This window comes from Ruegeria sp. AF5 (genome assembly GCF_056541905.1).
This window is the reverse complement of sequence record NZ_JBQFYZ010000005.1, coordinates 41,463-65,205: the sequence shown is the minus strand read 5'-3', so window position 1 is coordinate 65,205 and position 23,743 is coordinate 41,463. Positions and strand designations below refer to the sequence as shown.

Below are 23,743 nucleotides of genomic sequence, written 5' to 3'. Positions count from 1 at the left end.
GTCGTTTCCATGACTTCAGGGCTGACGCCTCATAGCGCAGGAGAACGCCCGCCTCAACGAGAATGAGTTTTCGGCTTTTACAGAAGATGCGGGATTTGTAAGGTCGCGCCCGGAATACGCCAAAAGGGGGCCGCTTTTGTCCACAGTCACGCCAATGATGGCGCAATACCTCGAAATCAAAGAGGCCCACCCGGATGCCCTGCTGTTTTATCGCATGGGTGATTTCTATGAGATGTTCTTCGAGGATGCCGTCAACGCTGCCGAGGCGTTGGACATCGCCCTGACCAAGCGCGGCAAGCACAATGACGAAGACATCCCGATGTGCGGCGTGCCGGTGCATTCGGCCGAAGGATACCTTCTGACCCTGATCCGCAAGGGTTTTCGCGTTGCGGTCTGCGAACAGTTGGAAAGCCCGGCTGAAGCAAAGAAAAGAGGCTCTAAATCGGTCGTAAAACGTGATGTCGTGCGACTCGTCACGCCCGGAACACTGACCGAGGATACGTTGCTTGAGGCGCGCCGACACAACTTTCTGGCTGCCTATGCCGAGGTCCGGGACGAGGCCGCGCTTGCCTGGGCGGATATATCAACGGGCGCGTTTCACGTGATGCCCCTGACCTCGGTCCGGCTCAGCCCCGAGCTTGCCCGGCTTGCGCCCTCCGAACTGATCGTGGCCGATGGAACGCAGGAAAAGCTGAACGAAACGCTGCTTGATCTGGGGATTTCACTGACGCCGGTCGGGCGCGCCAGTTTCGACAGCACGGCGGCGGAAAAGCGCATCTGCGGGCTGTTTCACGTGGGTGCCTTGGACGCGTTCGGCAATTTCGGCCGCGCCGAAGTGTCCGCGATGGGCGCGCTGATCGACTATCTGGAGATTACGCAAAAGGGCAAACTGCCCCTGCTGCAAACGCCGCTGAAAGAATCTGAGGATCGGGTCGTTCAGATCGACGCTGCAACGCGCCGCAATCTGGAACTGACCCGCTCGCTGTCCGGCGGACGCGCAGGATCGCTTCTTTCTGTCGTTGACCGGACCGTTACCCCCGGTGGCGCGCGATTGCTGGAACAGCGGCTTTCAAGCCCTTCTCGAAATCTGGATGTGATCCATGCCCGGCTTGACGCAGTCAGTTTCGCCGCTGGTGACAGCCTGATCGCGTCTGATCTGCGCGAAGCCTTGCGCAAAACCCCGGATCTGGACCGCGCCCTGTCGCGTTTGTCATTGGAACGCGGCGGGCCTCGTGACCTGACAGCCATTCGCAATGGCCTGACCCAGGCGGCCACGATTGCCGAAATCTGCACCGGTCAGGATTTACCGGTGTTGCTGGCAACCGCGCTTCAGAACCTTGTTGGTTTCGATGACTTGCTGACCTTGCTGGACGAGGCGTTGGTGGCCGAGCCCCCGCTTCTGACCCGCGACGGAGGCTTTATCGCGCCAGGTTTTGACGCTGAACTGGACGAGGCCCGCACCTTGCGCGACGAAGGCCGGTCCGTCATCGCCGGGTTTCAACGAAATTACGTCGAACACACCGGCATCACCTCGCTGAAAATCAAGCACAACAACGTGCTGGGCTACTTCATCGAAACCACGGCCACCCATGCCGAAAAGATGCTGAACACACCCTTTAGCGAAACCTATATCCATCGCCAGACGACAGCCAATCAGGTGCGGTTTACAACCGTCGAACTGTCCGAGATCGAAACGCGTATCCTGAACGCCGGAAATCTGGCGCTGGAGATTGAAAAGCGGCTCTATCAAAGGCTTTCTGGCGCTATCTTGGACCTCGCTTCCCGATTGAATCAAGCCGCCCGCGGGCTTGCCGAACTGGACGTGACGACCGCCTTGGCTGATCTTGCGCGGGGTGAAAACTGGTGCCGTCCAAGGGTTGATGCCTCTCGCGCATTCAATGTGCAGGGCGGTCGACACCCGGTTGTGGAACACGCCCTCCGGCGGCAAAGCGGCGATGCATTCATTTCCAATGATTGCGATCTGACCGTCGAAAACGGCGCAGCGATATGGTTACTGACGGGTCCGAACATGGCCGGTAAGTCGACCTTTCTGCGCCAGAACGCCCTGATCGCACTGCTTGCCCAAATGGGCAGCTACGTTCCGGCCGAAGAGGCGCATATTGGCGTCGTCAGTCAGCTGTTCAGCCGCGTCGGAGCCTCGGACGATCTGGCGCGGGGGCGGTCGACCTTCATGGTCGAGATGGTCGAAACCGCCTCCATTCTGAATCAGGCCGATGACCGCGCTCTGGTCATCCTGGACGAAATCGGTCGTGGCACCGCCACCTATGACGGCCTGTCCATCGCCTGGGCCACATTGGAACACCTGCACGCGGCCAACAAATGTCGCGCATTGTTTGCCACTCATTATCATGAGCTTACGGCTTTGGCCGGCAAACTCGAAGGTGTCGATAACGCCACCGTAGCGGTCAAAGAGTGGGATGGCGAAGTCATCTTCCTGCACGAGGTTCACAAGGGCGCGGCTGATCGGTCTTATGGGGTGCAGGTTGCGCAGCTGGCCGGTTTACCCGCTTCTGTCGTCGAACGCGCCCGGGTGGTTCTGGACCAGCTTGAAAAAACCGAACGCGAAGGCGGTAAGCAAAAGGCGCTGATTGACGACCTGCCGCTGTTCTCAGCAGCCGCGCCGCCACCCCCGCCCGCACCGAAAACTTCGCCAGTGACCAAGATATTGGAGGGTGTCCTGCCCGACGAACTGACCCCGCGCGAAGCGCTGGATCTGATCTACAAACTGAAAGAGGCGGCCAGATCCTGACCGCCCTTCATCTTTTCAAAAATACTCTCGCCGAAGGCTTGGCTTTGAAAAGCCAATCAGCTTGCTGGCGTTGAAGAGACCCCGACTTGAGCCGGACGCAACAGGCGGTCGTGCAGCATGAAACCCTCGGCAGACACCTGAATGATGTCCCCTGCCCGCGTGCCCGGCACCGGGGCCTCGAACATTGCTTCGTGCACATTCGGATCAAACCGGTCGCCAACCTGGGGCGCAATCACTTCGATCCCGTGTTTCTGGAACACATCCTTCAGGGCACGCATGGTCAGTTCGACGCCCTCCAGCAGCCCGGCGGCGACCTCTTTCTGCTCGTCAGTCGCGGCCTCAAGTGCGCGCTTCATGTTGTCGTAAACGGGCAGCATATCACGGGCCAGCTTGGAACCGCCATACTGCTCGGCATCGCGGCGCGCCTTGTCGCCACGTTTGCGTGCGTTCTCGGCATCGGCAAGCGCGCGCATGAATTTGTCTTTATACTCATCCCGCTCAGCGCGCAGCTCGTCCAGCTCCAACGCCTCGTCACTGATCTCAGCAAACTCCTCGGCCAGCTCTTCCGCTTCTGCCGCCATGATATCGTCCAGAAAATCTTCGTTCTTGGGCTCTGCCATCTCTTACCCTCTAGCTCCGGTCGGATATCAGCTTGCCGACCAGTTGCGCCGTATAATCCACGATCGGCACGATCCGTCCATAATTCAGACGCGTGGGCCCGATGACCCCGACCGCACCGATTATCTTTCGATCAGCGTTCATATATGGAGACACCACCAAAGAGGAACCCGAAAGTGAGAAAAGTTTGTTCTCAGACCCAATAAAAATGCGCACACCCTCGCCGCTTTCCGTCAATTCAAGGAAATCCGCGATGTCGCGCTTGCGTTCCAGATCATCAAACAGGCTGCGAATACGCTCCAGCTCTCCGGCCTGGCCGGGTTCGTTCAACAGATTCGCCCGTCCCCGCACGATCAGACGGGCCGAGTCGGCTCCGTCTCCGTCCCAAGCGGCCAGCCCGCTTTCGACCAGCTCGCGCGCCAATACATCGATTTCCTGCTTGCGCGCCTGAATCTGTTTCTGCATCTGACGGCGTACTTCGCTAAGCGTGCGCCCCTCGATCAGCGCATTCAGAAAATTCGCGGCCTCGCGCATCGAACTGGGCGTCTGGCCGGGTGGTGGTGTGAACAGACGATTTTCGACATGGCCGTCCGAAAAGACCAGAACCACCAAAGCCTTGTCATGCCCCAAGGAAACAAACTCGATATGCTTGATTTCTGCTTCATGCTTTGGTGTCAGGACCAGCGACGCACCTTGCGTCAGGTGTGACAAAGCTGACCCGACCCGATCCAGCATTCCGCCAACATCGCCCGCGTTAGAGCCTAATGTTTCTTCCAGTTTTTGCTTGTCGTCGACGCCCAGATCGCCAACCTCAAGTAAACCGTCCACGAACATACGCAGTCCTTGCTGCGTCGGTACCCGACCCGCGCTGATATGCGGGCTGTCCAGAAGACCCAGAAACTCCAGGTCCTGCATCACATTGCGCACGGTTGCGGCACTGACCTTTTCCGACAGGCTGCGCGTCAGGGTTCGGCTTCCGACCGGCTCTCCGCTTTCCAGATAACTTTCAACGATCAGCCGGAACACCTCGCGCGACCGGTCGTTCATCTCGTCCAGAATTTTGCTCGCTTCACTCATGCGTTTTCCCCTGCTGGTTCATCATTAAATAGCAGGCAAATGAAAGGTCAATCGGGGTTGCATCGTAACGCTGCGGGGCGGTATCCCCAACCCAGCAAACAAAGGATTTCCCATGCGACCCTCTGGAAGAGACTTAAGTGAAATGCGCACCGTTTCAATCGAAACGGGGTTCACCAAACATGCCGAAGGTTCCTGCCTGATCAAGATGGGCGATACCCATGTGCTGTGCACCGCCACGATCGAAGATCGGGTACCCCCTTTCATTAAGGGTTCGGGGCTTGGCTGGGTCACCGCCGAATACGGTATGCTGCCCCGCGCCACCAACACCCGGATGCGGCGTGAAGCGGCCTCGGGCAAGCAAGGTGGCCGTACGGTGGAAATTCAGCGCCTGATCGGTCGCGCCCTGCGGGCCGGCGTCGACCGGGTTGCACTTGGCGAACGTCAGATCACCGTTGATTGCGATGTGATCCAGGCCGATGGCGGCACCCGCTGTGCCTCAATCACCGGCGGCTGGGTTGCTCTGCGATTGGCCGTCAACAAACTGATGAAGGCAGGTGACGTGATTTCAGATCCGCTGGTTGATCCGGTCGCCGCCGTGTCCTGCGGTATCTATGCGGGCCAGCCTGTTCTGGATCTCGACTATCCCGAAGACAGCGAGGCCGGTGTCGACGGCAACTTTATCATGACCGGGTCAGGCAAACTGATCGAGGTCCAGATGAGCGCCGAAGGTTCTGTATTCAGCCGTGCCCAGATGGATCAGCTGATGGATCTTGCGGAAAAAGGTGTTGCCGAGCTGGCCGCAGCCCAGAAAGCCGCCACCGCATGACCCGTAAGTTTGACAGCGACAGGCTGCTGGTCGCGACCCACAACAAAGGCAAGCTTGAGGAGATGGCGCATCTCCTCGAACCTTTTGGCGTGACGGTTGTGGGTGCGGCGGACATGGACCTGCCCGAACCGGAAGAGACCGAGGACACCTTTGTCGGCAACGCCCGGATCAAGGCCCACGCCGCCGCAAAGGCCACCGGACTGCCTGCCCTGTCAGACGATTCCGGAATCACCATCGACGCGCTGGACGGCGCGCCGGGTGTTTATACCGCGGATTGGGCCGAAACCGCCAATGGGCGCGACTTCCTGATGGCGATGACCCGCGCCCATACTGAGCTAGAGGCAAAGAACGCCCCCCATCCCCGCACAGCGCAATTCCGCAGCACGCTGGTGCTGGCCTGGCCTGATGGGCATGATGAGGTGTTTGAGGGCGTTGCCCCCGGTCATCTGGTCTGGCCCATCCGCGGCGCAGGTGGATTCGGTTACGATCCGATGTTTGTTCCCGAAGGATACGACATTACCTTTGCCGAGATGGATCGCTGGGAAAAGAACAAGATCAGCCATCGCGGTCGCGCGGTTGAGAAGTTCGTGAAAGGCTGCTTTGGCGGATGATTGGCGCAGCGGGGGCTTTGGCCTGTACGTGCATTGGCCCTTTTGCGAGGCCAAATGCCCCTATTGCGACTTCAACAGCCATGTTTCCAGAAACATTGATCAAAAACAATGGCTTGACGCCTATCTGAGCGAATTGCGGCGCTCGGCCGTCGAAACCCCGGATCGGGTGCTGAACACGATCTTTTTCGGTGGTGGAACCCCGTCGCTGATGGACCCGGAAACCGTTGCTGCCGTGATTGAAACCGCCCGCGCCCTGTGGCGGCCCACCAATGACATGGAAATCACTCTCGAGGCCAATCCCGGTTCGGTCGAGGCCGGACGGTTCGCGGCCTATCGTGACGCAGGCGTCAACCGGATCTCGATGGGCGTGCAGGCGCTCAACGACGAAGACCTGCGCCGCTTGGGGCGGATTCACACTGTGGCCGAGGCCCGCGCTGCCTTTGACATCGCCCGTGATTGTTTTGAACGGGTCAGCTTTGACCTGATCTATGCCAGACAGCACCAAACGCTGGATGCCTGGCGAGCCGAGTTGAACGACGCTTTGTCCATGGCCGTGGATCACCTGTCGCTGTATCAACTGACAATCGAAGATGGCACCGCTTTTGGCGATCGTTATGCTGTCGGAAAACTGCGCGGCTTGCCCGAGGATGACAGTGCGGCCGACATGTACCTTGCAACACAAGAGATTTGCGAGAAACACGGCCTGCCCGCCTATGAGGTGTCCAACCACGCCCGCCCCGGCGCAGAGTCGCAGCACAATCTGGTCTATTGGCGTTACGGGGATTATGTCGGCATTGGTCCCGGTGCTCATGGGCGGATTACTGTGGATGGTCAAAAACACGCAACCGAGACCTATCTGAACCCGCAGCGTTGGCTTGACGCCGCCACGAAGGGTTGCGGAGAAAAGAAACGCTATGTCCTTTCGCTTGAAGATCAGGCGAGCGAATACCTTATGATGGGCATGAGGATTTCAGAAGGACTAGATGTAGATAGGTGGGAGGCCCTGTCGGGTCGTCCACTTCCAGACGAAACCGTGGACCATCTGGTCGGCATTAATATGATTGAACGTGATAACAACAGACTCAGAGCAACACCAGCGGGGCGCGCCGTGCTGAATGCTGTAATCCGGGAATTGATGGGCTAGATATGCAGTATCTTTGGGCGGGGCTGGGATTGCTTTGCGTTGCGATGGCCGCGATTGGGGTTGTTCTGCCTCTTCTTCCAACGGTTCCGTTTTTGTTGCTGGCAGCGTTTTTCTTTGCGCGATCCTCTTCACGGTTGCACAACTGGCTTCTGTCGCACCGGATTTTCGGGCCAATGATACTGGATTGGCAGAGTTCGGGCGCAATACGCCCGGCCGCAAAAAAGGCAGCAACCTTATCGGTCGCCGCCGTTTTAGGAGTGTCTTTGCTCTTATCCGTTCCGCCCTTCGTGCTGATCCTTCAGGTCATTGTTCTAGGCAGCGTCCTGATATTTATCTGGACGCGCCCTAACGGCTGAGCTTTGCACAAAGATCGTCAAGCTGATCCAGGTTTTCATATGTCAGAACAACCTGACCGGATTCCGTTCCCGCCTTGTGGTTGATTGATACTTTCATTGCCAGAATCGCAGACAGGTCTTTTTCCAGCGCGCGTGTATCAGCATCTTTTCCGGCATCCAGATTCCTGGATCTGGGAGCAGGTCGTGCAGTGTCGCCCTGCTGCTGTTTCTTGACCAGCGCCTCGGTAGCGCGCACAGACAGACCATCCTTGACGATCAGTTTTGCCAATTCCGAGGGATTTTCCGCCGTAATCAGCGCCCGCGCATGACCAGCCGATAATTTCCCTTCAATTACAAGAGTTTGCACGTCAATTGGCAGAGACAAAAGCCGCAACAGGTTCGCAATATGGCTGCGGCTTTTCCCCAAAGCCTCAGCAAGCTTTTCCTGCGTGTGGCCAAAGCGATCCATCAACTGCCTGTATCCGGCGGCCTCTTCCACTGCGTTCAGATCAGCGCGCTGGATGTTTTCGATGATCGCAACTTCCAGTACCTCGGTATCATCGAATTCGCGCACAATCACAGGGATCTCGTGCAGCTGCGCCATCTGAGCAGCCCGCCACCGGCGTTCACCAGCGACGATTTCGTATTCTCCAACCCCTGTTGGACGTACGATCAAGGGTTGGATGATACCTTTTTCCCGAACCGACGCGGCAAGCTCATCCAATTGTTCGGGCTGAAATGTGCGTCGCGGCTGATTTGGGTTTGCCTTCAGCTTTTCAATCGGAACCTTCAGATCAGGTCTGCGCACGTCAGATGGTACTCGGTTGCCCGCCTCTGGATTAACGTCCGCCATGAGTGCGGATAATCCGCGGCCCAACCCTCTGGATTTCGCTTTCCTGGTGCTCATGTCGGCCTCCTCTCCACCGCTCATGCTGCGGTCTTGTTGTTCTTATGCATGATCTCACGGGCCAGATGCCGATACGCCATCGCACCAAGTGATCCCGAGTCATACTGCAATACCGGCAGCGCATAGGATGGCGCCTCGCTGACCCGCACATTCCTGGGTATCTTTGTTTTAAAAACCATCTCGCCCAAATTGTCACGCGCATCCTTTTCGACCTGGCGGGACAAGTTGTTGCGGTTGTCATACATAGTTAACACAACACCTTCGATTCTCAGGTCTGGATTCGCGGTTTGCCGGACCTCCCGAATTGTCAGCATCAATTGCGAAAGACCCTCCAGCGCAAAGAACTCACTTTGCAGCGGTACTAGGACAGAATGGGCGGCAACCATCGCGTTTACCGTCAAGAGGTTCAGTGACGGCGGGCAATCTATCAGGATGAAATCCAGCTCAAACGCGTCCACCGCCGTCTGACGCAGCGCATCATGCAAAAGATAACTGCGTTTTTCGTTGGAAATCAGCTCGATATCCGCCGAGCTCAGGTCGACCGTTGCAGGGACAACCAAAAGGTTCTCGATCTCCGTCTCTTGAACCACTGCCTCCAAAGGCGCGTCGTCCAGAATGAGGTCATAAGTGGTCCAATCCCGATCTTCGACCCCTAATCCGGTGGATGCGTTCCCTTGTGGATCGAGGTCAACCACCAATACCCTGCAACCAGCTTCGGCTAACCCTGCCGCCAGGTTGATCGCTGTGGTTGTTTTCCCTACTCCGCCCTTCTGATTGGCAACCGCAATGATCCGGGGTCCGGACGGTCGAGACAGATCAACCACGTGATACTCCTTTGATCTTAAGGATAACGGCCTGAGGTTCAGTTAAACTTGTAATGGCCTCAGCATCGAAATTCCATTCCTCACGCGCCTCTTCTAGCTCTTTTTTCCAGCTTGCACCTTTGGGCAACAGCGCGGTCCCGTTTTCACCTATATGCCTGTCACAAAATGATAACAGTGTACGCAGATCCGCCAGCGCACGCGCCGAAACGAAGTTTGCGCCCAGGGGTTCAACCACCTCAATCCGCTTGGAAATCACTTTACACGACACGCCACATTCACGGGCAACGTTACGCAGAAATGCCGATTTTCGCTGGTCGCTTTCCACAAGAGAGAAACTGGCGGCCGGAACTTCCTCGGCCGCAATAATGGCGCACACCATTCCGGGGAACCCGCCGCCACTGCCAAGGTCCACCCAGGTGTCAAACGTTTCAGCGCATCGAAAAACCTGGACAGAATCCAGAATATGCCGATCCCAAATGAATTCCAGGCTATTGCGCGAAACAAGATTTATCCTGGGGTTCCAGCGGTTCACCAGATCAACATAGGTTTTCAGACGCTCAAATGTTTCACGTGAAACATTCAAGCCATCAAACTTGGAATAATCGACCGTCATGCCTGGCGTGCTCGTTGATCGCGGCGCAATTTCGCCAGGACAAGGGTCAAGGCAGCCGGAGTAACACCTTCGACACGGCTTGCTTGCGCTATGTTCGACGGCTTGGCCTGCGACAGTTTTTGCTTCATCTCAGAAGACAGCCCATCCAAGCCAAAGTAGTCAAACCCACGTGGGATAACATAGGATTCATCCCGCTTCATGGCCTCAACATCGCGCTTTTGCCGATCGATATAGTTTGCGTAAAGCGCGTCGCGTTCGATTTGAAGCCGGATCGCCACGTCAACATCTTGTAGATCAGGTATCAGAGGGAACAAGTCCTCGAAGGATGTATCCGGAAATGCCAGAATCGCCATTCCATCTCGGCGGTTTCCATCCTGGTTGACGTTGATCCCAGCCGAAAGAACTTCCTTGGGTGTGTATGAGCGTGCGGTCAACTTGGATTTTGCCGCATCAAGCTGGCTCATTTTCTTTTCAAAATGTGCCTGTCGCTTCTCTCCGACACAACCAAGTTCCAACCCAATCGGTGTCAACCGTTGATCGGCATTGTCTGCCCGCAAAGACAGACGGAATTCAGCCCTGGAGGTAAACATTCGATACGGCTCAGCCACACCACGGGTCGTCAGGTCGTCTATCATCACGCCGATATAGCTGTCTGATCTGGTGAAAATGACCGGTTCGCGGCCCAGTACATCCAGCGCCGCATTGAGGCCGGCGACCATCCCTTGTGCTGCGGCTTCCTCATATCCTGTGGTTCCGTTGATCTGCCCTGCCAGATATAGTCCCGGAACGTCGGGTAGCGACAAGGACGCGGTTAAGATACGAGGGTCCACATAATCATATTCAATCGCATAGCCCGGTTGCAGAATATTCGCCTTTTCAAGCCCTTTGATCGACCGAACATATTCCAACTGCACGTCCTGAGGCAGTGACGTTGAAATACCGTTGGGATAAATCGTGTGGTCATTAACGCCTTCGGGTTCAAGAAAAACCTGATGCGAGTCCTTATCTGCAAAGCGGACAATCTTGTCTTCGATCGAAGGGCAGTATCTTGGACCTATGCCATCGATATGGCCACCATACATCGCCGATTTTGAGAGGTTTGCTTCGATAATTTCATGCGTCTTTGCATTGGTGTGTGTAATACCACAGGAAATCTGAGGCGCGACAACCGATGTTGACAGGAAAGAAAACAAGGTCGGGTCCTCATCCCCGTCTTGTTTTTCCAAACCCGACCAGTTGATCGTGCGCCCATCCAGACGCGGCGGTGTGCCGGTTTTCAAGCGTCCCAGCGGAAGGTTATAGCTATCCAACCTCTCGGCCAGTTTTATTGACGGGCGATCTCCCATCCGCCCACCAGCCCGTGACACGTCGCCGATATGGATGACGCCGCGCAGGAAGGTTCCGGAAGTCAGAACAACGGCTTTGGCGTACACTTCCGACCCTTCTCCGAGCACGACACCGGCGACACGGTGTCCGTCCATCAGAAAATCTACAACCTCCCCAACGATAACGGACAGGTTTTCCTGATTGTTGATTTCGTTTTGCATCGCCGCCCGGTACAAGGCGCGATCAGCCTGCGTTCTGGGACCCTGAACAGCCGGACCTTTTCGCCGGTTCAGCAGTCGGAACTGGATGCCAGCCTGGTCAGCGACACGACCCATTACACCATCTAGCGAGTCAATCTCTCGTACCAGATGTCCCTTCCCCAACCCGCCGATGGCCGGGTTGCAGGACATGACACCGATATCGGTCGCGGATAATGTCACCAAAGCGGTTTTCGCACCCATCCTGGCAGCGGCGTGCGCAGCCTCCGTACCGGCATGACCAGCCCCAACCACGATGACATCAAAGTTTGAATGTTTCACGTGAAACAATCCTTATTTTCCCAAACAAAAGCTGGAGAAGATTTCATCCAACAGTGTTTCGACATCTATTCTGCCAACCAGAGATTCAAGTGCCCGTATGGCGGTTCTTAACTCCTCCGCAGCGATATCATACAGGTCCGGGCCTGATTCCAGAACCGTGATCGCAGCAGCAAGTGAAACCGACGCCTTGTTCATCGCAACGCGATGGCGCTCACGCGTGGCTATACCATGTGTAGTGGTTCTATCGCTCAATACCCACGAAATCTGGTCGACAAGCGCATCAATCCCCTGCCCTGTCTTTCCCGAAACACCCTCAGTCGTACCTTCCCTCAGGTCTGCTTTAGGCAGAACATGGATATCGCCATCCTGCATGGCCACACCCAGATCTTCGGGTGCTTCGGCCAGAAAAACACGCAGGTCCGCCGAATCTGCCCGTTTTCGAGCCAGCTCGATCCCAAGATTTTCGACGTGATCTTCGGTTTCCCGCAACCCGGCCGTATCCAGCAATGTCACCGGCAAACCAGCCAGATCCATTCGAACCTCAATCACGTCCCGGGTCGTGCCTGCGTATTCCGAAGTAATCGCAGCCTCGCGCCCCGCAAGCGCGTTCAGCAGGGTTGATTTTCCTGCATTGGGAAGACCGACAATAGCCACTTCAAATCCGGTACGTATACGCTCGGCGATCTTTACCCCATCAGCTTCTCGACGAAGATCTGCCAGAACTCCGCTTGTCAAATCGCGGACTTCCGGTGTGACGTCGGTGGGGACGTCTTCATCAGCGAAATCTATGACAGCTTCCAGCAACGATGCCGCGCGGATCAAATCGCGCCGCCAGCGTTCGGCCAGCGTGCCAAGCTCACCGGCCAGAATGGTCTGGGCCTGCTTACGCTGTGCCTCGGTTTCCGCGTCAATCAGATCTGCCAGGCCTTCGACCTGTGTCAGATCCATCTTGCCATTTTCAAGGGCCCGGCGTGTAAACTCACCCGGGTCCGCCAGTCGCAGCCCATCGGTGTTCGACAAACAGCGCAGAACCGCATTGACCGAGGCCGTGCTGCCATGGATCTGAAGTTCTGCCACGTCTTCACCGGTGAAACTTGCCGGTGCCTGAAAGGTCAGAACCAGACCATCATCCAGTCGTGATCCATCCTGATCCCGCAGGGTGCGCAAGACCATTCCCCGCTTGGGCAGTTCCGCGCCGCACAGATATGCGGCTGCGGAGTGCGCTTCGGGGCCAGAGAGGCGAATGACCGCCACCCCTGCTTTGCCTTGCGCGCTGGCCAAGGCGAATATCGTATCCATTCGAAGGCCTCGCTGGGGTCTAAGACCTGTGTCAGGTGTTCATCGAATCGAAGAACTCGCCGTTTGTCTTCGTCTGTTTCAACTTCGACAACAAGAACTCGATTGCGTCGGTGGTGCCCATCGGGTTGAGGATACGGCGCAGAACGAAGGTCTTGGCCAGATCGCCCTTGTCGACCAGCAGGTCCTCTTTCCGAGTACCGGATTTGAGGATGTCGATCGCCGGGAACACGCGTTTGTCTGCAATCTTGCGGTCCAGAACGATTTCCGAGTTACCAGTACCTTTGAATTCTTCAAAGATCACCTCGTCCATCCGGCTGCCGGTATCGATCAGTGCGGTGGCGATAATGGTCAGCGATCCGCCCTCTTCAATATTCCGGGCCGCACCGAAGAAACGCTTGGGCCGCTGCAACGCATTCGCATCCACACCACCGGTCAGAACTTTACCCGAGGACGGAACAACGGTGTTAAACGCCCTGCCAAGTCTTGTGATCGAGTCGAGAAGAATAACAACATCTCGTTTATGTTCGACCAAACGCTTGGCCTTTTCAATGACCATCTCCGACACGGCCACGTGACGCGTTGCGGGCTCATCGAAGGTTGACGACACAACCTCACCCTTAACCGAGCGCTGCATGTCGGTCACTTCTTCCGGGCGTTCGTCGATCAGCAGGACGATCAGATAACACTCCGGATGGTTCTGTTCGATCGAATGCGCGATGTTCTGCAGGATCACGGTTTTACCGGTCCGCGGCGGTGCCACGATCAGCGAACGCTGACCTTTACCGATCGGCGCAACCAGATCGATCACGCGCGCCGACTTATCTTTTATGGTGGGATCTTCGATTTCCATCTTCAGACGCTCATCCGGGTACAGAGGCGTCAGGTTGTCGAACAGGATCTTGTGCTTGGCCTTTTCGGGATCTTCAAAGTTGATCATGGTGACTTTGGTTAGCGCGAAATAACGCTCATTCTCATCCGGCGCCTTGATCTCGCCCTCGACCGTGTCCCCGGTCCGCAGCGAGTGCAGACGGATCATATCGGGCGAGACATAGATATCGTCAGGACCCGGCAGATAGTTCGCCTCGGGTGAGCGCAGAAAGCCGAACCCGTCCTGTAGCACTTCCAGTACGCCATCACCGCCGACGGTCCAGCCATCATCGGCACGTTCGCGCAGAATCTGGAACATCATTTCGCCCTTGCGCATGGTCGAGGCGTTTTCGATCTCCAGTTCTTCGGCCATGGCCAGAAGGTCTTTGGGGCTTTTGGCTTTCAGGTCGGCCAGATTCAGGGATTCATTGGACATGATATATACCTTCACCGCTAAGAACGCGGCTTGAAGTGGAATTTCAGTACGGAAAATACGCCGCCCGGACGGGCGTGTTGTGATCTACATAAGCGCAGCGCCGTTCGGAGTCAAACAGGCGTTCAGAACTTCAGAATGACCGCCAGAACGATGGCAACCATCAGAATGGTAGGAACCTCGTTCATCATGCGATACTGCCGCCCAGTGAGCTTATTCTGGCCTGCCAGGAAATCCTTCCTTCGGGCCATAAGCCAATGGTGGAACCAGGTCATCGCGATCACGCCCGCACCTTTGACCCAGGGCCATGCAAAATCCCATCCGACGATCCCCGGTGTGAACACCATGATCAGCCCGCATACCCAGGTTACAACCATCGCGGGGCGCATGATCACCCGCAGCAGCTTGTCTTCCATTTCAAAGAAGATGTCTTGCGCGCCCTCTACGGTCTGCGCTTTTTCGACGTGATAAACAAACAGTCTGGGTAAGTAGAACAAGCCGGCCATCCATGAGATCACGGCCATGATATGTAATGACTTCACCCACGGGTAAATCGTGAAAAGAAGGTCTGTCATGCCGGCTCCGAACGTTGTTCGGAACTCTCCCTAATAAAAAAATAAGAAAAGAAAAAGGATGATGGTTTTGTAGGATGCCAAAAATCCGTGGATTACTTTCTTACCCTAGCGTTTTCCCCAAGGGGACAGAATATCTGAGATCGCCAGTGATTCTGTTGACAGTGGGAAATTAATATAAAAATCAAATATTTACAATGGTTCTGCCATACTTGATCTGTGGATAACCCGATGGGTATCGCTGGATAGATCTGTTATCCCAAGAGTTGGAGTTATCCTTGTCCCAACAGGATGAGATTTGAGCGACTCGGGGATCTTTGCCACAAAATTCCCGGGGTTGCGTGTCAACCGGAAAACCATACAAAACACCCCAGAACTCTCATCGATTTGCACACGGGGTTTTCCACATGTCTGTCCCCATTCTTCTGGCTTCGGGATCCGTTATTCGCGCGCAGTTGCTAAGGAACGCAGGTGTGCCGTTTGCGGTGCAAACGGCGCGCGTGGATGAAGAGGCGGTCAAAAGGGCGTTGCTGGCGGAAAATGCTTCGCCACGCGATATTGCCGACACGCTGGCCGAGATCAAAGCGCGTAAGGTCAGCGACAAGAACCCCGGCGCCATGGTGATCGGGTGTGATCAGGTGCTGGATTTCGAAGGGCAGCTGCTGTCAAAGCCCGAAACCCCGGAACAGGCGCTGGCCCAACTGAAAGCCATGCGCGGCAAGCGGCACATGCTTTTGTCCGCAGTTGTGATCTATCAGGACGGTGAGCCGATCTGGAGGCATGTAGGGCAAGTGCGTTTGCGGATGCGGGCCAGTTCCGATGCCTATCTGAAAGACTATGTTGCGCGGAACTGGGACAGCATTCGCCATGCCGTCGGAGCCTACAAGCTGGAAGAAGAAGGCGTTCGCCTGTTCGCCACCATTGACGGCGACTATTTTAACGTTTTGGGTATGCCCCTGTTAGAGCTTCTCAATTTTCTGGCTGTCAAAGGGATGATCGAGCAATGACGGACAATCGGGTTCCTTTGGCCGGAGTGATTGGGCATCCCATCGGGCATTCGCGCTCTCCCAAGCTGCACGGGCATTGGTTAAAGACCTATGGGCTTGCCGGGCATTATATCCCGATGGACGTCGCCTCTGCTGATCTGGAGACTGTGCTGCGAACCCTGCCCAAAGCGGGCTTTGTCGGAGCCAACGTGACCGTTCCGCACAAAGAAGCGGCGTTGAAGATCGCAGATCACGTTTCTGACCGTGCAACCGTGATCGGTGCTGCAAATACGCTGGTGTTCCGAACTGATGGTTCGATACATGCAGATAACACCGACGGGTACGGGTTTATGGAAAACCTGCGCAGTGGCGCACCTGACTGGAATGCGAAAGATGGCCCGGCGGTTGTGTTTGGTGCCGGGGGTGCTGCCCGTGCCGTTTTGCAGGCCTTGTCTGATGCCGGGGTGCCGGAAATCCTGCTGACCAACCGAACCCGCGCCCGCGCAGATCATCTGAAGGAAGAATTCGGCCAACGCATTCGCGTGGTCGATTGGGTTCAGGCGGGGAATGTCATCGAAAATGCCGAACTGGTGGTCAATACGACCTCACTGGGGATGCAGGGCCAGCCAGAGCTGCGCGTGCCGTTGGATGGGTTGCAGCCCGGTGCCGTGGTAACGGACCTGGTCTATACCCCGTTGAAAACCCGCCTGCTGCAAACTGCCGAGGAGGCCGGATGCACCACGGTCGATGGTCTCGGGATGTTGCTGCATCAGGCCGTTCCCGGGTTTGAACGCTGGTTTGGGGTCCGCCCCGAAGTAGACGCGGATACGCGCGCGGCGGCCCTGGCATGAGTTTTGCGCTTGGCCTGACAGGCTCAATCGGTATGGGGAAAAGCACCACAGCGCAGATGTTCGTTGAAGAAGGGTGCGCATTGTGGGATGCGGATGCGGCAGTGCATCGGCTGTATGCCATTGGTGGAGCAGCGGTTGAGCCAATGCGGGCAGCCTTTCCCGATGCGATACTTGATGGGGTGGTCAGCCGAGACGCGTTGAAACGGATTATCGCGGATGACCCGACCACGTTGAAAACGATTGAGGCGATTGTGCATCCACTGGTCGCTGCTGACCGCGCAGAATTTCGCGAAAGCGCTACAAGCGACATCCTGGTGTTCGATATTCCGCTTCTGTTTGAAACGGGCGGTGATGCAGCAATGGATGCGGTGGCCTGCGTTTCGGTCCCGGCCGAAGACCAAAAGCGGCGCGTTATGGAACGGGGCACGATGACCGAGGCGCAGTTCGAGCAGATCCGCGCCAAACAGATGCCGAACGATGAAAAATGCGCACGGTCGGATTTTGTGATCGTGACCGATACTCTGGACCACGCCCGCGCGCAGGTGCAGGATGTGGTCAGGCAGATACGGGCGGGGATGGCACATGCGTGAGATTGTACTGGATACCGAAACCACCGGGTTTGACCCCGAAAGCGGGGATCGGATCGTGGAAATCGGCGCCGTTGAGCTGTGGAACCACGTTGCCACCGGTGAAACCTATCACGTCTATATCAACCCCGAACGCTCGATGCCGGAAGAGGCGTTTGGCGTGCATGGTATTGGTCCCGATCTGCTGGACACTCCGCGCCCGCCGGAAAAGGGCGAAGTGACGCTGAAAGACAAGCCGGTCTTTGCAAAGGTTGGCCATGGGTTTCGCGAATTCGTTGGCGATGCGCGGTTGGTGATCCACAACGCCTCATTCGACATGAAGTTCCTGAATGCCGAGCTGAAATGGATGGGTGCCCCGCTTATCCCGATGGAGCAGGCATTGGATACACTGGCAATTGCCCGCAAACGGTTCCCCGGCTCTCCGGCGTCACTGGATGCGCTGTGCCGTCGCTTCAATATCGACAACTCGAACCGTGTGCTGCACGGCGCGTTGCTCGACTCGGAAATTCTGGCCGAGGTATATCTGGAATTGATCGGTGGGCGGCAGCCGGATTTTGGTCTGTCGACATCCGCATCTTCTGCGGACGGAGGCAGCGATGATTGGCGAGCTGCACCGCGCAGCACACCATTGCCATCCCGGATCACCGAGGATGAACGCGCAGCACATGAAGCTTTCGTGGAAAAACTGGGCGAGAACGCCTTGTGGACCCGCGCCTGATCCGGACAGGCGCGGGTTAAAACCTTACGCGTCGGCTTTTTGGGCCTGTTCGGCCTGACGGCGCATCAATTCATTGCGATAGAGCGCAACGAAATCGATATTGTCCAGGTTGACCGGCGGGAAGCCGCCATCGCGGGTGATGTCGCTGACGATGCGGCGCAGGAACGGGAACAACATGCGCGGGCATTCGATCATCAGGAACGGGTGCAGCTGATCTTCTGGCACACCTTCCACATGGAACATGCCGCAATAGTCCAGTTCGCACAGGAACAGAATGTCATCCATGCCTTTGGCTTTGGATGTCAGGTTCAGCTTGATCGAAACTTCGAACTGATGGTCCGCCGCACGTTTTTTGGCGTCCAGATTCACCTGAACGGCGATTTCGGGCTGTACGTCTCCGGAAACGCCCTTTTGCGCCATCACGTTTTCAAAGGACATATCGCGGATGAACTGCCCCAGAACACGCATCTGAACCTGCGGGGCGGCTTGGGCCGCAGTGTTTTCTGCAGCGTTTTCTTCGGCCATGGATCTACTCCAAAAATGAAATTCGCCACTGCTTAGCAAGTTGGGCGCGGCACCTCAATGCTGGTGGGGACCTTCCACCCATTTCGAAGGCTTCGAGGGGTCTTTTTTTGGCCGAACTTCGGTGAATTCCCCATCGATGATATCGCCCTGATCGAACGGGTTCCCGCGGTTTTGATATCCGGGGCCCGGCCCCATCTGGAACTGGGTCACGGTAACCTTGGATTTCAGATAGCGGAAAACGGCGATGCGGACACCGGGAACTAACAACGCAAAACCAACGGCATCAGTGAAAAAACCCGGTGTCAGCAACAAAGCGCCCGACAACAGGATCATTGCCCCATGAGCCAGCGGTTCGGTCGGATCGTCCAATTCGGCAAAGGACCGTTGCAGCTGTCCAAGCGCCATGCGACCTTGTGTCCGTACCAAAACCGTGCCCAGAACCGCGGTCAGCACTACGATGGCAAGTGTCGGCCACAACCCAATCAAACCACCAACCTGAATAAACAGCGCGATTTCGATTATGGGCACCAACAAAAATGCCAAGAACAGATACATTTGCGTTATCCTTTCCCTTAGGCCGGGCTGTGGACTTGCCACTCACTGTCACCTACATAGTGGCATGAGGCCGTGTATACAAAGTCGCGGCGTTGAAAAGAGAATGAAATGAGCGACAACCCTATGATCCAGCTCCTGGTCCTGGCCGGAATTGCCATTTTCCTGATCCTGCGCCTCAAAAGCGTATTGGGCACGCGTGAAGGCTTTGAAAAACCGCCTGTGCAGCAACAGCCCGAAGCCCATAAATCGCGCCGCGGTTTCGAGGTGATCGATGGCGGCCCGGATCATGACATTACCGACCATGTCGCCGAAGACAGCGAACAGGCGCAAACCCTGGCTGCAATGAAACGTGTCGAGCCCGGCTTCTCGGTCGGCGAGTTCGTTCAGGGTGCGCGCGGTGCGTATGAGATGATCGTGATGGGGTTTGAAAGGGGCAATCTGGATGAAATCCAGCCTTTCCTGTCGGAAGAAGTGTTCGAGACTTTTGTTTCGGTCGTGGCAGCGCGCGAAGATCAGGGCCTGACCATTGAGGCCGAATTCATCGGCGTGCGGGAAACCACCCTGACGGATGTGAAATTCGACAAGGATACGAACCAGGCTGAAATCACGATGAAGTTCGTGGGAGAGCTGACCTCTGTCGTTCGGGATCGCGGAGGCGACATCGTCGAAGGCAACCCGAATACTGTGAAGCGCCAGAAGGACAGCTGGACCTTTGCCCGCGTCATGGGCAAGGACGATCCGAACTGGCTGCTTGTCGCCACGGACGCATGATTGCAGCGCTTCGGTCGCTTTTACTGGTGGGTGCAATGACCATCGCCAGCGCTGCCGAAGCCGAGGCAACGCGATCCATACTGTCGTTTGACGATCTGCAGGGCTGGGCCGAGGACGACCACGGCGCGGCCCTTTCCGTTTTTCTGAACACGTGCGGTGATCTGGATGATCCGGATTGGCGCGCCTTGTGTGGTGTGGCCAGAACATATGAACCGGATGCCGCCCGCGCCTTTTTCGAGTTATTCTTCCGCCCTGTTCTGGTCGAGGATGACAAAGAGGGCTTGTTTACCGGCTATTTTGAACCCGAGCTTAGCGGCGCGCGCACCCGGACGGATCGTTTCAAATACCCGATCTACAAGATGCCGCCCGAAGCCCGTGCCGAAGGACCATGGCTGAGCCGTCGTGACATCCTGACCGGTGATGTGATGCAGGGCCGCGGGCTAGAGATCGCCTGGGTCGACGACCCTGTCGAGCTGTTCTTTCTGCAAATTCAGGGCTCAGGGCGCATTCGATTGTCGGATGGTGGTGCGCTGCGGGTTGGATATGGTGGTGCGAATGGTCACCCCTATCGGTCGATTGGTGTTGAGCTGGTGCGACGCGGGGTTCTGGGTGCACATGAGGTCAGCGCCCAGATGATCCGTGCTTGGGTGCGCAAAAACCCCGAGGCCGGTGCCGAGTTGCTGCTTCACAACCCGTCATACGTTTTCTTTCGCGAAGTCTCACGCGTTGCCCCCGAATTTGGACCTTTGGGGGCGATGAACCGGTCGATCACGACAATGCGCTCGATTGCGGCAGACCCCGCCTATACGCCGTTGGGCGCACCTGTTTGGGTGGAAAAGGACGGTGAAAACCCGTTGCGACGGCTTATGATCGCGCAGGACACGGGCGCGGCCATCAAAGGCGCGCAGCGCGCCGACATCTTTTTCGGAACCGGTGAAGAGGCCGGGCAGGCTGCGGGCAGGCTGAAAGATCCGGGTCGGATGGTTCTGTTGCTGCCTATTCAGCGCGCCTATGCCCTGTTGCCGGATGAATTCTGATGACACGGCGCAAACTGACAACCGACGAGATCGAGCTATGGCGCAAGGTCACCAAACAGGCCGAGCGACTGCATCCGGACAGTCCGCAGAGTGTCCATCCGACCACCCTGCCGAAGCCCAGACCCAGAAAAACACCAAAACCCCGGTTTGAGGTGTTTGAGCTTGGTCAGAACCTTCAGCCGAAACCTAATCCAAACGATCTGAAGCCATCGGTGACGGATGCGCTGCGTGCCGCGCCTGTTCAGATGGATATCAAAGCTTTTGGCCGGATGAAACGCGGTAAGCTAAAGCCCGAAGGCAAGCTGGATCTTCACGGTATGCGGGTTGATACGGCCCATCCTGCGTTGATCCGCTTTATCCTGAGCGCACAGGCACAAGGTAAGCGACTGGTTCTGGTGGTAACCGGCAAAGGCAAGGACCGCGACGAACCCGGCCCGATCCCCACCCCGCGCGGCGTTCTGCGCAATCAGGTGCCACATTGGCTGTCCATACCGCCGTTGGCGCAGGCGGTGATGCAGATCACGCCAGCGCATATCAGCCATGGCGGCGACGGTGCTTATTACGTCTATCTCAGGCGAATGCGCTAAAAGTCCCGACGGGCGCGGGAAATTCCGGTTCGGACCAGAACGCAAACCAGCACGAAAAACACCCCAACCCAGATGAACTGAGTGTTCAGCGAAATACCAAGGTCAATCAGAACGCCGGTCAGGCCGGGGCCGATGGCCGATCCCAGAACCATGACAGCCGCGGCCATCGCCTTGATCGCACCGATATGTCGGGTTCCGTAGAATTCGGCCCAGAATGCGCTGGGCAACGTGCTGTTTGCCCCAACGGTCAAAGCCAGGAAAACCAGCCCAAGGGTTGCGCCGCCGATTGAATTGGTTGTGCCCAGAATGACGAACCCAAGTGCGATCGGAAGCTGATAGTAGGGCATGATCCGGGCGGTTCCCCATTTATCCAGCGCCCAGCCAGATGCAAACATGGACAGCAGGGATATTCCGGTAAAGATCGGAAATAGCGCCACCAGCTGGATATGCTGCCACCCCTTCACATCAGCCAGATAAACCTGATGAAAGAAAAACGCGGTGATAAATGCGGATGGCCCAAGCACTGATGGCACCATGAACCAGAACAGGGGATGGAACAGAGCGTCCCGGCGGGTCCAGTGTTTTCCCTGCATTCCCGATGCTGAAAACGCGTTGGCGAGGCTTTGTGGAGTTCTCTCTTCTCGCAGCAGCCGCATCAGGATCGGAATACCCAACGCCGTGATGCCCGCCGCGGCAATCCACAGCCAACGCCAATCCAGATAAACCATGGCGCCAACAAAGATCAGCGGCAGCAACGCCTCGCCAAGCGCATAGCCGGTGGACGCTATGGAAAGCGCTTTGCCCCGCGTAACCGTGAACCAGCGGGCCATTGCGACCACGGCAAGATGCGTGCTCATCCCCTGCCCAAATAACCGCAACAAAAAAATCACCAACGGCAACAGCAGCAGCCAAGTGTTCAGCGCCATTGCAATCGCGGCCAACGCCAGTCCCGCCAGCACAACCGGGCCCAAAACCCGTACGCGGAAGATATCCGTCAACCCTCCGGCCCAGATCATCACGACGGCGGACAGGGTCGTGCCTAACGTGTACAGCCCACCCCATGCGCCGTGGCTGAGGCCAAATTCCGAGCGGATTTCACCAGCAAAGACCGAGATGAAAAAGGTCTGCCCGAAACTGGACAGAAATGTCAGCAGAACGCCGGCCCCAAGCCAGGTCGCGTTGTCCGCAAGAAACCGGTGCAGGGAAACCCGCGTCACGGATTACTTACCTGGGCCTGGCCGGTTTCAGTCAGCACGATTTCTGTGGCGCCAGCAGGATTGCGCTGGCTTGGCGGCACGAGAATGTCGATCCCGCGCCGGTCATCGCGCCCAAATGTTTCGCTGACCCGGCGCACAGAGCGGAGGATAGTCAATAAGGCCGGAGAAGTAGCAGCCACAAAGTGGGAGGATTCCGCATCGCTGTTGAAGGCAGTCGTATCCAGGATTTCAATCGGATAATCGGACAGCTTCTCGGCCGATCCGATATTGCCAAGCCTTTCACCATCGGCGGTTCCCCTCAACCGGCCGGAGACGTTCAGGACCTTGTCTTTCTTGGACACCATCAGGACAAAAGGATCAGGAGGATTTTTGATACTGTTCATCTGCGACCGAAAAACATCCACATCCAGATCGGGCGATATCAGAATAAGGCCTTCCAGATTTCGCTTTGCCCAGCCCGGCTGTTTCAGTTCGGTTTGCCGTATCATCTCCATTGCCAGCGCGCCGCCCATTGAATGCGCCACAAGGGCTACTCGCTTGACCCCCATGGACTTGAGTAGACGAATGGTTTCTTCCAGCCCATCACGGGCAAACAACATACTGTCCAGATCATAGGCATAACCATAGCCTGTCGCGCGGCTGGGCCATGAATAGACAAGGATTTGACCGGGAATGCCGATATCATGCGACAGCTGAGCGGCCCGGAACAATGTCTCTGTCTGAGTGGAGTTATAGCCGTGCACAAAAATCGTAACTTCCTCGGCCCCACTCAGCCTGTCTTTCAGCTGTTGCGGCCCGCTTAGCTGATCTACCTCTGCCAGCACGAACTGTTTTCTCGGGTCAGGGTTTGCGTATGAAAATTTAAGGCTTCCCGGTGAACGCCCCGGTGGTATCGACACGGTGGTTTCCAGAAATTGCAGGCGTTCTGCGCGGCGGAATCCATACGTGCCATCGGGCTCGCGCGCACGCGTCGTGGCCGCAAAAACCGTTTCGGGAGTTCCGATTTCCAATGCAGATGGAAGCGTTTCGGATACAGTCCGGTCAACACATGCCGCCAGCACGACCGGACACAGAATGAAGATTAAAAAACGCAGCACGGACAGTCCCCGGAACCAATTGCCGACACGCTATCTTATTCTAATCCCGCG

At 56.7% G+C, this 23,743-nt stretch carries 25 protein-coding genes; 12 read left to right on the top strand and 13 right to left on the bottom strand.

Features of this window, described 5'->3' with window-relative positions; genetic code table 11:
* The first annotated feature begins 154 nt into the window (after window positions 1-154).
* Entirely contained in the window at window positions 155-2,770 is a 2,616-nt protein-coding gene (gene mutS / locus ACR0DS_RS09850) for a DNA mismatch repair protein MutS (RefSeq protein ID WP_480559320.1), read from the top strand.
* A gap of 56 nt (window positions 2,771-2,826) precedes the next feature.
* Here the strand turns inward: mutS and ACR0DS_RS09845 are convergent, their stop codons facing one another.
* The gene (locus tag ACR0DS_RS09845) at window positions 2,827-3,390 is read right to left on the bottom strand and encodes a nucleotide exchange factor GrpE (RefSeq protein WP_480559188.1); all 564 of its coding nucleotides are present in this window, start codon (window positions 3,388-3,390) and stop codon (window positions 2,827-2,829) included.
* Between the two features lie 10 nt (window positions 3,391-3,400).
* On the bottom strand, window positions 3,401-4,465 hold the full coding sequence (hrcA, locus tag ACR0DS_RS09840) for a heat-inducible transcriptional repressor HrcA (RefSeq protein WP_480494022.1): 1,065 nt from the start codon (window positions 4,463-4,465) through the stop codon (window positions 3,401-3,403).
* Between the two features lie 112 nt (window positions 4,466-4,577).
* Here hrcA and rph point away from each other — a divergent pair, with 112 nt between their 5' ends.
* Genes rph through ACR0DS_RS09820 form a run of 4 tightly spaced genes read left to right on the top strand, consistent with a single transcriptional unit; the run spans window position 4,578 to window position 7,402 of the window.
* Window positions 4,578-5,291, top strand: a complete 714-nt coding sequence (rph, locus tag ACR0DS_RS09835; protein WP_480559186.1) for a ribonuclease PH — start codon at window positions 4,578-4,580, stop codon at window positions 5,289-5,291.
* A complete protein-coding gene (rdgB, locus tag ACR0DS_RS09830) occupies window positions 5,288-5,902 on the top strand; it encodes an RdgB/HAM1 family non-canonical purine NTP pyrophosphatase (protein WP_480559184.1) in 615 nt (204 codons plus the stop codon). Before rph ends, rdgB begins: the two co-directional genes overlap by 4 nt.
* Entirely contained in the window at window positions 5,892-7,046 is a 1,155-nt protein-coding gene (hemW, locus tag ACR0DS_RS09825; protein WP_480559182.1) for a radical SAM family heme chaperone HemW, read from the top strand. Before rdgB ends, hemW begins: the two co-directional genes overlap by 11 nt.
* A 2-nt stretch (window positions 7,047-7,048) precedes the next feature.
* Window positions 7,049-7,402, top strand: a complete 354-nt coding sequence (locus tag ACR0DS_RS09820) for a YbaN family protein (RefSeq protein WP_480559180.1) — start codon at window positions 7,049-7,051, stop codon at window positions 7,400-7,402.
* Here the strand turns inward: ACR0DS_RS09820 and ACR0DS_RS09815 are convergent.
* From ACR0DS_RS09815 to ACR0DS_RS09785, 7 genes are all read right to left on the bottom strand, one after another.
* Window positions 7,392-8,288 (bottom strand): ParB/RepB/Spo0J family partition protein, encoded by an 897-nt coding sequence (locus ACR0DS_RS09815; RefSeq protein WP_480486918.1) that lies wholly within the window; start codon window positions 8,286-8,288, stop codon window positions 7,392-7,394. The two genes, ACR0DS_RS09820 and ACR0DS_RS09815, sit on opposite strands and share 11 nt — an antisense overlap.
* Window positions 8,289-8,308: 20 nt before the next feature.
* Window positions 8,309-9,112: a ParA family protein gene (locus tag ACR0DS_RS09810; RefSeq protein ID WP_209506882.1), complete on the bottom strand. Its 804-nt coding sequence runs from the start codon at window positions 9,110-9,112 to the stop codon at window positions 8,309-8,311.
* A complete protein-coding gene (gene rsmG / locus ACR0DS_RS09805) occupies window positions 9,105-9,725 on the bottom strand; it encodes a 16S rRNA (guanine(527)-N(7))-methyltransferase RsmG (RefSeq protein WP_480559178.1) in 621 nt (206 codons plus the stop codon). The genes ACR0DS_RS09810 and rsmG overlap by 8 nt, the downstream gene beginning before the upstream one ends.
* Window positions 9,722-11,599 carry a tRNA uridine-5-carboxymethylaminomethyl(34) synthesis enzyme MnmG gene (gene mnmG, locus ACR0DS_RS09800; protein ID WP_480559176.1) on the bottom strand — a complete coding sequence of 626 codons (1,878 nt, stop codon included), beginning with the start codon at window positions 11,597-11,599 and terminating at the stop codon, window positions 9,722-9,724. The genes rsmG and mnmG overlap by 4 nt, the downstream gene beginning before the upstream one ends.
* 3 nt (window positions 11,600-11,602) lie before the next feature.
* On the bottom strand, window positions 11,603-12,889 hold the full coding sequence (gene mnmE, locus ACR0DS_RS09795; RefSeq protein WP_480559174.1) for a tRNA uridine-5-carboxymethylaminomethyl(34) synthesis GTPase MnmE: 1,287 nt from the start codon (window positions 12,887-12,889) through the stop codon (window positions 11,603-11,605).
* A gap of 31 nt (window positions 12,890-12,920) precedes the next feature.
* Window positions 12,921-14,192, bottom strand: a complete 1,272-nt coding sequence (gene rho / locus ACR0DS_RS09790) for a transcription termination factor Rho (RefSeq protein WP_267364726.1) — start codon at window positions 14,190-14,192, stop codon at window positions 12,921-12,923.
* Window positions 14,193-14,314: 122 nt separating this feature from the next.
* The gene (locus ACR0DS_RS09785; RefSeq protein WP_480486911.1) at window positions 14,315-14,764 is read right to left on the bottom strand and encodes a CopD family protein; all 450 of its coding nucleotides are present in this window, start codon (window positions 14,762-14,764) and stop codon (window positions 14,315-14,317) included.
* Between the two features lie 404 nt (window positions 14,765-15,168).
* On the opposite strand from ACR0DS_RS09785, the gene ACR0DS_RS09780 reads away from it, so the two are divergent.
* Genes ACR0DS_RS09780 through dnaQ form a run of 4 tightly spaced genes read left to right on the top strand, consistent with a single transcriptional unit; the run spans window position 15,169 to window position 17,903 of the window.
* Entirely contained in the window at window positions 15,169-15,768 is a 600-nt protein-coding gene (locus ACR0DS_RS09780) for a Maf family protein (protein ID WP_480559172.1), read from the top strand.
* Window positions 15,765-16,598, top strand: a complete 834-nt coding sequence (locus tag ACR0DS_RS09775) for a shikimate dehydrogenase (protein ID WP_480559170.1) — start codon at window positions 15,765-15,767, stop codon at window positions 16,596-16,598. The genes ACR0DS_RS09780 and ACR0DS_RS09775 overlap by 4 nt, the downstream gene beginning before the upstream one ends.
* Window positions 16,595-17,188 carry a dephospho-CoA kinase gene (gene coaE, locus ACR0DS_RS09770; protein ID WP_480474397.1) on the top strand — a complete coding sequence of 198 codons (594 nt, stop codon included), beginning with the start codon at window positions 16,595-16,597 and terminating at the stop codon, window positions 17,186-17,188. The genes ACR0DS_RS09775 and coaE overlap by 4 nt, the downstream gene beginning before the upstream one ends.
* Window positions 17,181-17,903 carry a DNA polymerase III subunit epsilon gene (dnaQ, locus tag ACR0DS_RS09765; RefSeq protein ID WP_480559168.1) on the top strand — a complete coding sequence of 241 codons (723 nt, stop codon included), beginning with the start codon at window positions 17,181-17,183 and terminating at the stop codon, window positions 17,901-17,903. Before coaE ends, dnaQ begins: the two co-directional genes overlap by 8 nt.
* Before the next feature lie 24 nt (window positions 17,904-17,927).
* Here dnaQ and secB read toward each other — a convergent pair whose 3' ends face one another.
* Window positions 17,928-18,428: a protein-export chaperone SecB gene (gene secB, locus ACR0DS_RS09760; RefSeq protein ID WP_209506872.1), complete on the bottom strand. Its 501-nt coding sequence runs from the start codon at window positions 18,426-18,428 to the stop codon at window positions 17,928-17,930.
* Window positions 18,429-18,482: 54 nt separating this feature from the next.
* Window positions 18,483-18,983, bottom strand: coding sequence for an FxsA family protein (locus ACR0DS_RS09755; protein ID WP_480559166.1), 501 nt, complete (start codon window positions 18,981-18,983; stop codon window positions 18,483-18,485).
* A 108-nt stretch (window positions 18,984-19,091) separates the two neighbouring features.
* Here ACR0DS_RS09755 and ACR0DS_RS09750 point away from each other — a divergent pair, with 108 nt between their 5' ends.
* From ACR0DS_RS09750 to ACR0DS_RS09740, 3 genes are read left to right on the top strand one after another with little or no spacing between them, the layout of a single operon-like run.
* Window positions 19,092-19,754 carry a Tim44/TimA family putative adaptor protein gene (locus ACR0DS_RS09750; RefSeq protein WP_480559165.1) on the top strand — a complete coding sequence of 221 codons (663 nt, stop codon included), beginning with the start codon at window positions 19,092-19,094 and terminating at the stop codon, window positions 19,752-19,754.
* Complete coding sequence (gene mltA / locus ACR0DS_RS09745) at window positions 19,751-20,791, top strand: murein transglycosylase A (protein WP_480559163.1); 1,041 nt, start codon at window positions 19,751-19,753, stop codon at window positions 20,789-20,791. The genes ACR0DS_RS09750 and mltA overlap by 4 nt, the downstream gene beginning before the upstream one ends.
* The gene (locus ACR0DS_RS09740) at window positions 20,791-21,378 is read left to right on the top strand and encodes a Smr/MutS family protein (RefSeq protein WP_480538398.1); all 588 of its coding nucleotides are present in this window, start codon (window positions 20,791-20,793) and stop codon (window positions 21,376-21,378) included. The genes mltA and ACR0DS_RS09740 overlap by 1 nt, the downstream gene beginning before the upstream one ends.
* On the opposite strand, the gene ACR0DS_RS09735 is transcribed toward ACR0DS_RS09740, so the two are convergent.
* Both ACR0DS_RS09735 and ACR0DS_RS09730 read right to left on the bottom strand, forming a co-directional pair.
* The gene (locus tag ACR0DS_RS09735) at window positions 21,375-22,595 is read right to left on the bottom strand and encodes an MFS transporter (RefSeq protein ID WP_480538400.1); all 1,221 of its coding nucleotides are present in this window, start codon (window positions 22,593-22,595) and stop codon (window positions 21,375-21,377) included. The two genes, ACR0DS_RS09740 and ACR0DS_RS09735, sit on opposite strands and share 4 nt — an antisense overlap.
* Window positions 22,592-23,692: an alpha/beta hydrolase gene (locus tag ACR0DS_RS09730; RefSeq protein WP_480482558.1), complete on the bottom strand. Its 1,101-nt coding sequence runs from the start codon at window positions 23,690-23,692 to the stop codon at window positions 22,592-22,594. Before ACR0DS_RS09730 ends, ACR0DS_RS09735 begins: the two co-directional genes overlap by 4 nt.
* Between the last annotated feature and the right edge of the window lie 51 nt (window positions 23,693-23,743).

Coding starts and splice junctions, on each gene's coding strand:
- mutS (WP_480559320.1), top strand. CDS start 155: ATGATGGCGCAATACCTCGAAATCAAAGAGGCCCACCCGGATGCCCTG.
- ACR0DS_RS09845 (WP_480559188.1), bottom strand. CDS start 3,390: ATGGCAGAGCCCAAGAACGAAGATTTTCTGGACGATATCATGGCGGCA.
- hrcA (WP_480494022.1), bottom strand. CDS start 4,465: ATGAGTGAAGCGAGCAAAATTCTGGACGAGATGAACGACCGGTCGCGC.
- rph (WP_480559186.1), top strand. CDS start 4,578: ATGCGACCCTCTGGAAGAGACTTAAGTGAAATGCGCACCGTTTCAATC.
- rdgB (WP_480559184.1), top strand. CDS start 5,288: ATGACCCGTAAGTTTGACAGCGACAGGCTGCTGGTCGCGACCCACAAC.
- ACR0DS_RS09820 (WP_480559180.1), top strand. CDS start 7,049: ATGCAGTATCTTTGGGCGGGGCTGGGATTGCTTTGCGTTGCGATGGCC.
- ACR0DS_RS09815 (WP_480486918.1), bottom strand. CDS start 8,288: ATGAGCACCAGGAAAGCGAAATCCAGAGGGTTGGGCCGCGGATTATCC.
- rsmG (WP_480559178.1), bottom strand. CDS start 9,725: ATGACGGTCGATTATTCCAAGTTTGATGGCTTGAATGTTTCACGTGAA.
- mnmE (WP_480559174.1), bottom strand. CDS start 12,889: ATGGATACGATATTCGCCTTGGCCAGCGCGCAAGGCAAAGCAGGGGTG.
- rho (WP_267364726.1), bottom strand. CDS start 14,192: ATGTCCAATGAATCCCTGAATCTGGCCGACCTGAAAGCCAAAAGCCCC.
- ACR0DS_RS09785 (WP_480486911.1), bottom strand. CDS start 14,764: ATGACAGACCTTCTTTTCACGATTTACCCGTGGGTGAAGTCATTACAT.
- ACR0DS_RS09780 (WP_480559172.1), top strand. CDS start 15,169: ATGTCTGTCCCCATTCTTCTGGCTTCGGGATCCGTTATTCGCGCGCAG.
- ACR0DS_RS09775 (WP_480559170.1), top strand. CDS start 15,765: ATGACGGACAATCGGGTTCCTTTGGCCGGAGTGATTGGGCATCCCATC.
- coaE (WP_480474397.1), top strand. CDS start 16,595: ATGAGTTTTGCGCTTGGCCTGACAGGCTCAATCGGTATGGGGAAAAGC.
- dnaQ (WP_480559168.1), top strand. CDS start 17,181: ATGCGTGAGATTGTACTGGATACCGAAACCACCGGGTTTGACCCCGAA.
- secB (WP_209506872.1), bottom strand. CDS start 18,428: ATGGCCGAAGAAAACGCTGCAGAAAACACTGCGGCCCAAGCCGCCCCG.
- ACR0DS_RS09755 (WP_480559166.1), bottom strand. CDS start 18,983: ATGTATCTGTTCTTGGCATTTTTGTTGGTGCCCATAATCGAAATCGCG.
- ACR0DS_RS09750 (WP_480559165.1), top strand. CDS start 19,092: ATGAGCGACAACCCTATGATCCAGCTCCTGGTCCTGGCCGGAATTGCC.
- mltA (WP_480559163.1), top strand. CDS start 19,751: ATGATTGCAGCGCTTCGGTCGCTTTTACTGGTGGGTGCAATGACCATC.
- ACR0DS_RS09740 (WP_480538398.1), top strand. CDS start 20,791: ATGACACGGCGCAAACTGACAACCGACGAGATCGAGCTATGGCGCAAG.